Consider the following 13,180-nt stretch of genomic DNA (forward strand, 5'->3'; position numbering starts at 1 on the left):
AAACGCCAACTTCGAAAGAAGTTGGCGTTTTTTTATGCCTGCGATTTGGCCTCGATTGGGCAGGGCAGGCGTGCGCGGCGCCGAAGCACCGCGCACGACCACTCAGTGCGGTGCGCGCGGGATGGTTTTCATCAGGTCTTCGGGGCTGATGTGGCCAACCACGCTGCCCAGCTGCGGCAGGTTGAGGATGTGGCCTTTCATCTTGCCGATGATGTGCATCTCGCACGGCTTGCAATCGAACTTCAGCGTCAGCACTTCATCGCCGTGGATCAACTGCATCGGCGCGACTTTGGTACGCACGCCGGTCACGCCTTTGGCCTGTTTCGGGCACAGGTTGAAGGAGAAACGCAGACAGTGCTTGGTGATCATCACCGGCACTTCGCCTGCTTCTTCATGCGCTTCGTACGCGGCGTCGATCAGCTTCACGCCGTGACGATGGTAGAAGTCGCGCGCCTTCTGGTTGTAGACGTTGGCGAGGAACGTCAGGTGCGAATCCGGGTACACCGGTGGCGGCGTGGTTTCGGCTTTGCGGCCGCCGCGCGGATGAGCGGCGACGCGGGCGGCGGTCAGCGCTTCGATCACTTCACGGCGCAGGGTTTTGAGCTGCGAGTTAGGGATGAAAAAAGCCTGTGGCGCATCGAGTTTGATGTCGGTGGCGTGGTACTGCGTGGTGCCGAGTTGGCCAAGCAAATCGCGCAACTGCTCCAGTGCCTGCTCCGGTTTGTTGGCAACGCCAAACGGACCGTTCAGGGTGACGCTGGCGCTGATGCCTTCTTCACTGGTGGCGGTAACTTCCAGCTGCTCTTCACGCAGACGCGCAGCCCAGCTCAGGGCCACGCGACGCTCGGATGAGGTTTTTTGCAGCGCCTGCTGCCAGTTGTGGTCGAGGTTGCGATTCAGCGGGTGGTTCGGGCGCAGTTTGTACAGGCCTTCGGGCATTTCGTTCGGCTCGACGCGGTAGCGGTAACGCTTCTCGCCGTCTTCTTCGAACTCGCCTTTTGGCTCGGCGATGTTGGCGCGGAAACCGACCACTTCACGCTTGACCAGTACGTTCAAACCGTCACCGTTGGACAGCGGTTCGTGGGTCACGACCTGCATGTCACGCTTGCCGACTTTCTCGACCGTGCCCACCGGCAAACCGGTGAAGGTCGGCGAATCGAAGGCGCCGATGTCGATCTTGCGATCAGTCACGAAGTAATCGGTGCTGCCGCGGTGGAAGGTTTTTTCCGGGTCTGGCAGGAAGAAATGCGCGGTGCGGCCGCTGGAAGCGCGGGCCAGGTCCGGGCGATCTTCGAGCACGTCGTCGAGGCGCTGACGGTAATAGGCGGTGATGTTCTTCACGTAGCCCATGTCTTTGTAGCGACCTTCAATCTTGAACGAGCGCACACCGGCTTCGACCAAGGCGCGAATGTTGGCGCTCTGGTTGTTGTCCTTCATCGACAGCAGGTGTTTTTCGTAGGCGATCACGCCACCCTTTTCGTCTTTGAGGGTGTACGGCAAGCGGCAGGCCTGGGAGCAATCGCCACGGTTGGCGCTGCGCCCGGTCTGCGCGTGGGAAATGTTGCACTGGCCGGAGAACGCCACGCACAACGCGCCGTGAATGAAAAACTCGACGGCGGCGTCGGTTTCATCGGCGATCGCGCGGATTTCCTGCAGATTGAGTTCGCGGGCCAGCACCAATTGCGAGAAGCCGGCCTGATCGAGGAACTTCGCCCGTTCCAGCGTACGAATGTCGGTCTGGGTCGAGGCGTGCAGCTCGATCGGCGGTATGTCCAGCTCCATCACGCCCAGATCCTGGACGATCAATGCATCGACACCGGCGTCGTACAACTGGTGGATCAGCTTGCGCGCCGGCTCCAGTTCGTTGTCGTGCAGGATCGTGTTGATGGTGGTGAAAATTCGCGCGTGATATTTACGGGCAAATTCCACCAGCCCGGCGATCTCGCTTACTTCGTTGCAAGCGTTGTGGCGGGCGCCGAAGCTTGGGCCACCAATGTACACGGCGTCGGCGCCGTGCAGAATCGCCTCGCGGGCAATGGCCACGTCGCGGGCAGGGCTGAGCAATTCCAGATGATGCTTGGGCAAGGACATAGTTTTTTTTAGTCAGGCTGTCACGGTTGAGGCGCGCATTGTAGCCCCGAAACGCGCGCCGGGCACGCCCGTGCTGCCCGATGGCAAACGCCACGTGCCAAACCCTGTGGGAGGCAGCCAGCCTACCTGCTGGCGATAGCGGTAAATCAGCCAACAAAGATGTCGAATGTCAGTACGCCATCGCAGGCAAGCCTGCTCCCACAGTGATTTATGCCAGACACAAACCTTGCGACCACCGACAAACCCTGTGGGAGCGGGCTTGCCCGCGATAGCGGTAAATCAGCCAACAAAGATGTCGACTGTCAGTACGCCATCGCAGGCAAGCCCGCTCCCACAGTGATTTGTGCCAGACACAAACCTCACGAACACCATCAAACCCTGTAGGAGCCAGCCTGCTGGCGATAGCGGTAGATCAGCCAACAGAGATGTCGACTATCAGTACGCCATCGCCAGCAGGCTGGCTCCCACAGTGATTTATGCCAGACACAAACCTTGCGACCACCGACAAACCCTGTGGGAGCGGGCTTGCCCGCGATAGCGGTAGATCAACCAACAAAGATGTCGACGATCAGTACGCCATCGCCAGCAGGCTGGCTCCCACAGGTTTTTGGGTTTACTTCAGATCGGGGCTCAGGCCTTGGCGGCCATCGCGGTGACTTCCACGCGCATGCCTTCGACGGCCAGCGAGGCAACGCCAACCGCCGCGCGCACCGGCCACGGTTTGGCGAAGAAGCGCTGGTAAACCTCGTTGAACGCGGCACGATCAGCCATGTCGGTGAGGTAGATGGTCAGATGCATGACCCGGTCCATCGAACTGCCCGCACGTTCCAGTGCAACTTTCAGCGCTTGCAGCGTGCATTCGCTTTGCTCGGTGATGCCGCCCAGTTCGAGGCTGCCATCGGCGCGGGTCGGAATCTGCGTGGAAACCATGATCCCGCCGAAGGTCGCGACGTCGGAGGAAATGGAGTCGGCGTCCGGATCGGGCGTGAAGGTGATGTCTTGGTTGGCCATGTGGATCCCTTGTCTGAGCGAGTAAAGATCGCGGCAGTTTACAGATTCGTTGCCGACATGACCCGTTTGGTCAATCGAATGGAGGCCAGTCACGCTTCGCACCTCAGGGGCGGTCGCTCCCGCACAGACAAACGAAACGTTTGTATAACCGTGTATCAATCCCGGCTCGGTACACACGCCAATAACAAACCAAGGATTCACGACACATCAGCACTACAAGCCCTTTTCAAAGTGGCGTCACCACACACCACTGAGTTTAAGAGGGCAACATCATGCGCCGTCCATTGTTCCTGACTACCGCCGCCATACTTGCTTCGATGATTGGCATCGCACACGCCGCCGAGACGCAGCCCAAGAGCTGGCAGCAAGGCCTGAGTCGTACCGATCTGGTACGCCAGGACCTCGGCGCTGCCGACCGCGAAGTCATTCAGGCACGAGTCGATTTTGAACCCGGTGTGACCTCGCCACGCCATGCGCATCCGGGCGTGGAGGTCGCGTACGTGATCAGCGGCACATTTGAATATCAACTTGAGGGCAGGGCGCCAGTGACGCTGAAGGCGGGTGATTCGCTGTTCATTCCGGAAGGTGTGGCGCATATCGCCAAGAACATCGGTACTGACAAGGGCTCGGAGTTGGCGACTTATATTGTGAAGAAGGGTGACCCGCTGTTGATTCTCAAGCCGTAGGGTTTAGTGCAGTGTCACAACCCGTCGACTCTCGCCAATCCGGATCCGGTCGAGCGCGCGGTTCAACGCATCAAGTGCGTCGAGAAGTGCTTTGGCTTCCGCTTCTCGACCATCACCCCACAAACGTTCGGCCATTTTGTTCAACGCCTGAATCGATCGCTCGATTTCCGCGGCGGTGGCGGCCTCTTTACTGACCGGTTGTTTCTTGGGCATTCGGTGGTTTTCCTGCAAAACGGGTGGCTGCCGTTTTAGCACGATGCCCGCGTGCCGTGAAGTTCAAAGGCACATTGGCCAATGTGCTTTTAACTTTTTCCATCATGCTTTTAACAAAGGTTTACACCAGCTTTTTAATGCGATCGATATAGTTTGGCGTAACTAACGTAATGCAGAGAAAGTGGTAATGCGGTCGAGCAACAATCTAATAAATCCTGAACTGATAAAGATTCGACGGCTGTTCGCCACGCCTCTGGCAAGTATCCAGTACCCCGACGCCGAAAGGCTCAACACAGAGCTGAAAACCCTGATCACCCGACGCATGGCCGAAGATCGCAGCGGTGCACAGCGTAGCAATGACGGCGGCTGGCAGTCTTCGAATGACTTCCCCGCGTGGGGAGGTGAGGCCTGCGACGCTTTGGTCAAATTCGCCACGGAATTTGCCGTTCAACTTACGGCTGTTCACAGCGATCAATACGGCCTGACCGAGCCCGCGTTCAAATGGAAATTAAATGCCTGGGCGAATGTAAACGAGGCCGGCCACAGTAATGCGCTGCATGGCCATCCGGGTGCGTTCTGGTCTGGGGTTTATTGGGTTGACGCCGGCGGCCGGGAAGGCGATCCAGCAGTGGGCGGTGATCTGGAGTTCATCGACCCACGCGGGATGGTCGCATCGACCTACAATCCTGCTCTGCGCATGAGAGTTGAAGGTTGCATCAGTGCGGGTTTTAGCACTACGTGTGTTGCCCAAAGTGGCACTTTCCTCATGTTCCCGTCGTGGTTGATGCACTCGGTGAAACGGTATGAAGGAACGAGGCCGCGAATTTCTATCGCATTCAACTTCGGTGCGTGAAGAAACTTCGTTCTGCTTTCATCGGTGAACACATCGCGTGCGCTTTGATCATTGTTTTTTCTAATGTTGGTTATCAAGCCATGCAAATCATGGGCACGTGTTCACGCTCGCGACAACATCCAGTTCGTCGCCTAACCTGTTACAGCAAGTTCGCATCTGACAGGGAGGCCAAGACATGCCAATGGACTTTAGAAGTGATCTCGTCGCAGCAATTCTTTTGATCGTTCCATTGTTCCTTTTCGCAAGTATGGGGACCGACCCGCTTTATTCGGGCATCTGGTATCTCAGCGGCGTGCCTTTGGTCGCGCTGATTCCGGGACTGATTGCGCGCGCGCCAGCGTTGTTTTTGACGGGAACAACAGCCGCAGCAATCACGACTCTTTTGATCTACATCTCACTCATGTCCAGCATGGGTAGAGAGGCGGGTCTTGTCGGACTTGGGCACCTGTTTTCCGTCCTTGGCATGCTGGTAGGCACATGCCTGTCGATTTGGTTCTTGAAGTACTGCGTCAAAGCAACGTTGCCGTGGATTGTTGCGAGTGTTGCGTTTCTGGGAGCTGGCCTTGGTTTTTTATTAGCGCAGATGATCGTTTGCAATACGCTCATCTATTGCGGCGCACTTTCGTTTGGCATTTGGAGTTGACGTAAGGACGCGTCCGCTTCTAGCGCAGCGCGTTTTTACACACTCAGGGTCAGAAACGGACGTTCGATGGATGAGTGCCTGGAAGTGAGCGAAACCAAGAAACATATTGTTTCAATTCTTTGAATCTCCTACGTACTGGGGCTCTCCGGGCAACTGCGCAACTTCTTGCGCAGTTCAAGCACGTTATGATTGCGCGCCTCACAGAGCTGCTCGCCCAGAGCCCCCATGTCTCACAGACGAGCTTGGGTTTTAAGGAAGATCTACAGCACGTCAAGGAGCAACAAAAGATGTTCAGTCCTGCCAACCAAGCTCATTTCAGCCTGACCATCGATAATCTTGAGCACGATCTTCAGGTGCTTTCGTTTACCGGCACCGAAGGTATTAGCCAACCCTACGCATTCGATGTGGAACTGGTCAGCGAAAACCCCGACCTGGACTTGGAAACCCTGCTCCACAAACAGGCGTTCCTGGCGTTGGACATTAACGGCAGTGGCATCCACGGCCAGATCTACCGCGTCGCCCAGGGCGATGCCGGCAAGCGCCTGACCCGCTACAAAGTCTCGATGGTGCCGCAACTGCAATACCTGCATCACCGCACCAACCAACGCATCTACCAGCAGATGTCAGCGCCGAAAATCATCGCGCTGATCCTTGAAGAGCACGGCATCAAAGGCAACGCCTACAGCTTCCAGCTGAGCCAGCCGTGCCCGGATCGCGACTATTGCGTGCAATACGACGAAACCGATCTGCACTTTGTCCAGCGCTTGTGCGAAGAGGAAGCCATTCACTACCACTTCCAGCACAGCGACAAAGGTCACCTGCTGGTGTTCGGCGACGACCAGACCGTGTTCCAGAAACTCGGCCAGCCCACCGCCTACGTGCAAGGCAGCGGGATGGTCGCCGACGAACCGGTGATCAAAGGCTTCAAACTGCGCCTGGAAACCCGCACCAGCCGCGTCACGCGACGCGATTACGACTTCGAAAAACCGCGCCTGCAAATGGAAGCTGCTTATAAGCCTGAAGGCGAGAGCACCGAACCGGATCTCGAAGACTACGACTACCCCGGCCGCTTCATCGAGCGTGCGCGCGGTAAGTTCCTCAGCCAACGCGCCCTCGAACGCCACCGCGCCGACTACCGTCAGGCCGAAGGTCGCGGCGACCAGACCAAACTGGTCAGCGGCCACTTCATGGAAATGTCCGACCACCCGCGCAGCGAGTGGAACGACCTGTGGCTGCTCACCGAAATCGTCCACGAAGGCAAACAGCCGCAAGTCCTCGAAGAAGGCGTGACCAGCGACACCACCGATAACAAGGACGACTTTCACCAGGGCTACCGCAACACCTTCCTCGCCACCCCGTGGGACGTGTTCTACCGCCCGGCCCTCGAACACCCGAAACCCCGCGTCCTCGGCAGCCAGACCGCCCACGTCACCGGCCCCAAAGGCGAAGAAATCCACTGCGACCAATACGGCCGCATCAAGGTCCAGTTCCACTGGGACCGCGAAGGCCAGGCCGACGACAAAACCAGCTGCTGGATGCGCGTTTCCAGCTCCTGGGCCGGTGACCGCTACGGCGCCATCAGCATCCCGCGGATCGGCATGGAAGTCCTCGTCACCTTCCTCGAAGGCGACCCTGACCAACCCCTCGTCACCGGTTGCCTGTACCACAAGGAAAACCCGGTGCCGTATGCACTGCCGGCGAACAAGACTCGCAGTGTGTTCAAAACGCTTAGCTCACCGGGTGGTGGTGGGTACAACGAACTGCGTATTGAAGACAAGAAAGGTGCGGAGCAGATCTACATTCACGCCCAGCGCGATTGGGATGAGAACGTTGAGCACGATCAGAAGATTCGGGTCGGCAATGAACGTCACGACACGGTGGAGAAGAACAGCTACACCGAGCTCAAGGCAGAAGAGCATCGCACCACCATCAGCGACCGCAAGGTTGAGGTCAAAGCCAATGACCATTTGGTGATAGGCCAAAACCAGCACATCAAATTGGGCACCGCGCAGTTGATGACGGCAGGCAAAGAAATTCATCTCAAGGCCGGGCAGAAAATGGTTATCGAAGCAGGCACGGAGCTCACCGTGAAGGCCGGGGGTAGCTTCATCAAGCTGGATGCCGGTGGCATTACCGTAGTGGGTCCGGTCATCAAGCTGAACGCAGGAGGAGCGGCGGGTGTCGGGACCGGAAATGCCGCGCTCCTGCCGCTAGTGCCACTGCCAGCGGCCTCTGACAAGGCCGGCGAAGTCCCCGAGCGGGGCGAGTCGCAACCGGCGCCGGACGTCATTCACAAACTCAGCGCAACCATCAGTGCAGTGCCCGGTCATCCCGGTTACGAAGATGAGCCCTATACGCTATTCGCCGATGGCGCGGTGATTCAGGAAGGCCTTACGGGCGAAGACGGTAAGATCAAGTTCGATCACGTTCCGGGCACTCAGGCTTACGCGGTGGAGTTGGTTAATGGCCATCGTTTCGAGATTGAACCCAAAGAAGAAAGCAGCCAATCCGCTTCACAGAACCAACAACTGGCACGTCAAGGCTATCGCGACTATCACGCGCAGGCCGATCAGCTCGAACCGATGGGCTCGACGGATGACTACCGCGCCGTTACGTTGAACCCGGCCAGCAAGCCGAAGAGCCATTGAATGCAGGAAGCAATCGAATGACGACTGATTACAGCAAAGAAGTTATCCAACTGACGCCTACAGAACACAAGTCCACTTCCCTGACCATGGACTGGTTTGCGAGGAAAGCGCTCTACCCACCACGTGCCGGCATTAAGGTCACCCCATTGATCAATGGTGATAAGGCATTCGGCGCTGTATACGATGCCATTGAGGCCGCGACGAAGAGTGTCGAAATCATCAGTTGGGGATTCGACCCGGCGATGCGTTTCAAGCCGGGCAGCGATCGCATCGGCGAGCTGCTGGATGTTCGAGGTCGCCACGGGGTCAAGACGCGTGTGCTGATCTGGAAAAACCCAGTGGCCAATTTTGTTGAAAACACCATCATTGGCGATGGCCTGACTGGCTCAGGCGGGACGGCCATGGGCTCTGGCATCACCAAGGGCAGTGCAGGTTCCAGCCGCACGCTCGAAGATCGCCAGAAACTGGAATATCGCCGCACGATTCATCAACATGAACTGACCAAACTTCGTGCCGGTGAAATCCCCGCCTATGGGACCAGTGGTTTTCGCTACGACCAACGCGAAACGGAGCTGCTGGCCATTCTGCTCGACATTGAAACCGAACTGAGCGGACAAGGTGGCTACAACAAACTAAGAGGATCCGGTGCGCCCAAATATTCCCCGCAGGATCAGGAATACACCCGGGAATGGTTCAGCCGCGTCCACGATGGCCGGATGCAGAACGTCGAGTTTCGCACCCGTGACTTTTCTACAGAGATACCCCTTAATGCCGCCATACGCGGACCGCAGATGAGCGATGAAAAAGGACGTGTGGCGACCCTTTTTCGATTGATGAAAGGGGAAGCCCCCGATACCAATTTTGCGCATATGTTGCTGTTAACTCTGTTTGGCAGCCACCACCAGAAAATGGTGTTAGTGGACTACGAAGACACTGCGAACGCGGTTGGCTTCGTCATGGGGCACAACATGCATCGCAATTATTGGGATACCAGCGCGCACCTGTACGACGACAAAGCCGCGCGGCGTAGTCCAGGCTTCGGTCCCTGGCAGGACTTGTCGATGAAAGTGCAAGGTCCTGCTTTGCACGACCTGAACCACAACTTCAGCACTGCCTGGGATCGGGAAACCTTCTGGGTCAAAAAATGGTTTGCCGATGGCCTGCGCGATCAACGCCAAGCCATCAAGCCGGACAACTTCAAAGCCGCCGGTTCGACCATGGCGCAGATTTGCCGCACACAACCACAGGAAGGTGCCGAGACCTCCATTTTGGAGCTGTACCACAAGGCTCTGGGCAACGTGCGCAACTACGCCTATTTTGAAAACCAGTATTTCCGCTACCCGCCGTTTGCCAAACAGTTGCGTGAATTGGCGGCTGCATACCGAAGCAAAAAACGCAAAAATCCTCTCTATCTGTTCGTGGTCACAAACAACCCTAACGACAAGGGATTTTCCAGCACCACTTATGCCACCTTGCAGGAACTGGGGCAGGAGCAGCTGATGCCCCAGGCTCAGCGCACTCTGGTGGAGGAAATGTTGCAAAAACGCAGTCGCCTAGCTTATCTGAACGAGAATCTCAGTCCTAATCCCGGCGTGCAGAGGAATCAGTTAAAAAAAATAGGGTGGCTGGAAAACGATATTACCGACCTGGAAAAAAAAGGGGTTACCCCTGAGTTAGAGCAGCGCCTGGGAGGTCTCAAACCAACAGATATTCCTGAACTTGGCAAACCGAAAAACGGAGAGGAAGAAGATCAAAAGCCCTACGCTCTGAAAGACATACCAGGCCTCAAGATCGTCATCGCGACACTGACTGCTTGCACCCCAGAGCCCGGAAGCACGCTAGCCGAGGGCGAGCAGGCTTTTTTCAGGGACATCTACGTGCACTCAAAATTGCTGGTGGTGGACGATGTCTTCAGTCTGCTCAGTTCTGCAAATATCAACACTCGTAGCCTGCATACCGATTCGGAGTTAGGTCTGGCTGCGCCGGATGCTGAGTTGGCCAAGCGTTGGCGGGAGGAGTTGTGGAAGTTGCATGGTGGTGAGTCGATTAGCGACGAAAAGGGGCGCTGTAATGCGGCTGCTAACTTCAAAAATTGGAACGAAGTGATGGATGAAAACTGGAAAAGAAAGGGCCAAAACAAGCCTTTGATCGAGCATTTAACTCGTTTTTGGGATGTGGAGACGCCATATGCTAAAGCCATTGACTAAAGCCACATTTTTTTGTGCCCTCATTCTTTCACTTCTGCTGAGCGGAGCTCCGGCCATGGCCTATCCAGCTTTTACCTGTGCCTACGAAAAAGACAACAACCCTCCGCTGGATGCAGACGCCGAGCGCTGGTTTCAACGAGCCCGACATTTGGAGAAAGAGTTGGGGCATTGGCCTGAGGTTGTGGCGCTTTATGAAAAAGCCATCGCTAAAGATCATTGGAAGGCGATGCATAATCTTGCACAGCTCTATCGTGTCGGTGAACCGGGAACTGAAAAAAATCCCGGAATAGAAGTCGACACCAGCAAGATGCTCGACCTCTACGAGCGCATGGTGAAACTCAAAGTCCCGCTGGGTTATTACAATTGGTCCGTGGTTGCCGAAAACGGTCTAGGAGTATTGAAGTCAGATCGCATGGCCAGTTCCTACATGTTCCAAGCGGCGCAATTGGGCAGTCCATTGGCTCAAGTGCGTATTGGAAATTACCTTGCGTTCCAATTGCCCAGGGATAAACAAGATGAACGAATGGCTGAACCATATTTTCAATGTGCTGGAGCTCAAGACTCACCAGAGGCTATTATAGAAACAGCTGCATTCTATAAAATCTCTAAAGAAAATATGCCTCTCGCATTATTCTATTATCAACGCGCCGCATCGCTGGGTAGCTCTTCAGGGTTAAATAATCTAAAAGGCGCCTTTGAACCTACTCCTCGACCAATTTATAACTTTGGATATCAACCAGATCCTAAGCTTCATGAACTGTATGCTGGCCTATGGAAGCAATTGGATGCTAATCCTGAATTGCGCTTCCCTAATCTGATGAAAGACCACCCGCTTCCAGCCCACCCGAAGCAAGGCTTTGACGCAGAACATCCGGACCGTCGACCTGAAATATGAGTCATCTCCTTCAACAAGAAATGCGTGGGCGCATACCTGGGCGATTGATTAAAGCAATGGCTTTTTGTGCTGTCTGCATGTGCGGCGTATTCAATGGCACTCCAGCCATAGCCTATCCAACGTTTACCTGTGCCTACGAAAAAGACCACAACCCGCCGCTGGATGCGGAAGCGGAGCGCTGGTTTCAACAGGCCCGCGCGTTGGAGAAGGTACGAGGTGTCAAAGACTGGATAACCATCGTGGGGCTCTACGAAAAAGCGATCGCCAAAGATCATTGGAAGGCGATGCATAACCTGGCGGGACTTTACCGCACGGGTTGGCCAGGGCAACCGGGTGTTGAACAAGATACCAGCAAGATGCTCGACCTCTACGAGCGCATGGTGAAGTTCAAAGTCCCGCTGGGTTATTACAACTGGGCCGTGGTTGCCGAAAATGGACGAGGAGTGTTGAAGTCAGATCGCATGGCAAGTTCCTATATGTTCCAGGCAGCGCAGCTAGGCAGTCCTTTAGCACAAGTTCGAATCGGGAATTACCTTTCATTCGAATTGCCTCGAGACAAGCAGGATGACCGAATGGCTGAGCCATACTTTCGATGTGCTGGCGCTCAAGACTCGCCGGAAGCAATCATAGAAGCAGCCGCATTCTATAAAATCTCTAAAAAAAATAAACCTCTCGCACTGTTCTATTATCAACGTGCAGCATCACTGGGTAGTTCTACAGGGTTAAGTAATCTAAAAGGGGCCTTTGAACCTAATCCTCGACCAATTTATAACTTTGGATATCAACCAGATCCTAAGCTTCATGAGCTGTATGCCGGTCTATGGAAGCAATTGGATGCTAACCCTGCGTTGCGTTTCCCTAATCTGATGAAAGACCATCCGCTTCCGGCCCACCCTAAGCAAGGCTTCGACGCAGAGCATCCGGATCGCCGACCCGAAATATGAGTGATCTCCTTCAACAAGAAATGCGTGGGCGCATACCTGGGCGATTGATTAAAGCAATGGCTTTTTGTGCTGTATGCATGTGCGGTGTATTCAATGTCACTCCAGCCATGGCCTATCCAACGTTTACCTGTGCCTACGAAAAAGACCACAACCCACAACTGGATGCGGAAGCCGAGCGCTGGTTTCAACAGGCCCGCGCGTTGGAGAAAGTACGAGGCGTCAAAGACTGGATAACCATCGTCGGGCTCTACGAAAAAGCCATCGCCAAAGATCATTGGAAGGCGATGCATAACCTGGCGGGACTCTACCGCACGGGCTGGCCAGGGCAACCGGGTGTTGAACAAGACACCAGCAAGATGCTCGACCTCTATGAGCGCATGGTGAAGCTCAAAGTCCCGCTGGGTTATTACAACTGGGCCGTGGTTGCCGAAAATGGACGAGGAGTTTTGAAGTCGGACCGGATGGCCAGTTCTTATATGTTTCAGGCAGCGCAATTAGGCAGTCCATTAGCTCAGGTTCAAATCGGCCAATACTTCGCTTTTGCTCTCCCTAGGGATAAGCAAGACGATGACATGGCTGAGCGCTATTACCGTTGCGCTGGGGCGCAAGACAACCCTGATGCAATATTGAAAACCGCGAGCTTTTATGAGATCGCTAAAAAAAACAAACCTCGAGCGTTATTCTATTATCAGCGAGCAGCGACATTGGGTAGCGCCACAGCATTAAGCAATTTAAAAGGAGCATTCGAGGAGCAGCCTGAACCTATGTATAACTTTGGTTATCAACCAGACAAAAAGCTCCATGAGCTTTATTCGGCTCTATGGAAACAGCTGCGGGCCGACCGGAGTCTACGTTTCCCTAATCTCATAAAAGAACATCCACTTCCCGCTCACCCCAAGCAAGGCTTTGACGCAGAGCACCCAGACCGCCGGCCGGAACTATGAAGTCGTGAGTCTTTCCCTGCCATCTCAGGTTTCAATGCCCCGCCA

General features: G+C 55.3%; 11 protein-coding genes. 8 read left to right on the forward strand and 3 right to left on the reverse strand.

The annotated features are described in order from the left end of the window. Positions 1 to 102: 102 nt before the first annotated feature. Positions 103 to 2,091, reverse strand: a complete 1,989-nt coding sequence (locus ICA16_RS26860) for a peptidase U32 family protein (protein WP_210702058.1) — start codon at positions 2,089 to 2,091, stop codon at positions 103 to 105. Positions 2,092 to 2,721: 630 nt separating this feature from the next. After that, the gene (locus ICA16_RS26865) at positions 2,722 to 3,102 is read right to left on the reverse strand and encodes a RidA family protein (protein WP_150591651.1); all 381 of its coding nucleotides are present in this window, start codon (positions 3,100 to 3,102) and stop codon (positions 2,722 to 2,724) included. Positions 3,103 to 3,374: 272 nt separating this feature from the next. Here ICA16_RS26865 and ICA16_RS26870 point away from each other — a divergent pair, with 272 nt between their 5' ends. Continuing rightward, positions 3,375 to 3,788, forward strand: coding sequence for a cupin domain-containing protein (locus ICA16_RS26870; RefSeq protein WP_150597678.1), 414 nt, complete (start codon positions 3,375 to 3,377; stop codon positions 3,786 to 3,788). Between the two features lie 3 nt (positions 3,789 to 3,791). Here the strand turns inward: ICA16_RS26870 and ICA16_RS26875 are convergent, their stop codons facing one another. Beyond that, a complete protein-coding gene (locus ICA16_RS26875) occupies positions 3,792 to 4,001 on the reverse strand; it encodes a hypothetical protein (protein WP_150603233.1) in 210 nt (69 codons plus the stop codon). 187 nt (positions 4,002 to 4,188) lie between these two features. Here ICA16_RS26875 and ICA16_RS26880 point away from each other — a divergent pair, with 187 nt between their 5' ends. The 7 genes from ICA16_RS26880 (at position 4,189) to ICA16_RS26910 (ending at position 13,135) form a co-directional block, all read left to right on the forward strand. After that, positions 4,189 to 4,854, forward strand: coding sequence for a TIGR02466 family protein (locus ICA16_RS26880; protein ID WP_210702059.1), 666 nt, complete (start codon positions 4,189 to 4,191; stop codon positions 4,852 to 4,854). A gap of 175 nt (positions 4,855 to 5,029) precedes the next feature. Further along, entirely contained in the window at positions 5,030 to 5,497 is a 468-nt protein-coding gene (locus ICA16_RS26885; protein WP_210702060.1) for a hypothetical protein, read from the forward strand. A 287-nt stretch (positions 5,498 to 5,784) separates the two neighbouring features. Then, a complete protein-coding gene (locus ICA16_RS26890; protein WP_210702061.1) occupies positions 5,785 to 8,145 on the forward strand; it encodes a type VI secretion system Vgr family protein in 2,361 nt (786 codons plus the stop codon). Positions 8,146 to 8,162: 17 nt separating this feature from the next. Beyond that, positions 8,163 to 10,352 carry a phospholipase D-like domain-containing protein gene (locus ICA16_RS26895; protein ID WP_210702062.1) on the forward strand — a complete coding sequence of 730 codons (2,190 nt, stop codon included), beginning with the start codon at positions 8,163 to 8,165 and terminating at the stop codon, positions 10,350 to 10,352. Continuing rightward, complete coding sequence (locus ICA16_RS26900; protein WP_210702063.1) at positions 10,333 to 11,247, forward strand: tetratricopeptide repeat protein; 915 nt, start codon at positions 10,333 to 10,335, stop codon at positions 11,245 to 11,247. The genes ICA16_RS26895 and ICA16_RS26900 overlap by 20 nt, the downstream gene beginning before the upstream one ends. Next, the gene (locus ICA16_RS26905; RefSeq protein ID WP_414704756.1) at positions 11,244 to 12,191 is read left to right on the forward strand and encodes a tetratricopeptide repeat protein; all 948 of its coding nucleotides are present in this window, start codon (positions 11,244 to 11,246) and stop codon (positions 12,189 to 12,191) included. The genes ICA16_RS26900 and ICA16_RS26905 overlap by 4 nt, the downstream gene beginning before the upstream one ends. Beyond that, positions 12,188 to 13,135: a tetratricopeptide repeat protein gene (locus tag ICA16_RS26910; RefSeq protein ID WP_228734230.1), complete on the forward strand. Its 948-nt coding sequence runs from the start codon at positions 12,188 to 12,190 to the stop codon at positions 13,133 to 13,135. The genes ICA16_RS26905 and ICA16_RS26910 overlap by 4 nt, the downstream gene beginning before the upstream one ends. Positions 13,136 to 13,180 lie beyond the last annotated feature (45 nt).

Source organism: Pseudomonas anatoliensis (assembly GCF_017976235.1).
Lineage (GTDB): Bacteria > Pseudomonadota > Gammaproteobacteria > Pseudomonadales > Pseudomonadaceae > Aquipseudomonas > Aquipseudomonas anatoliensis.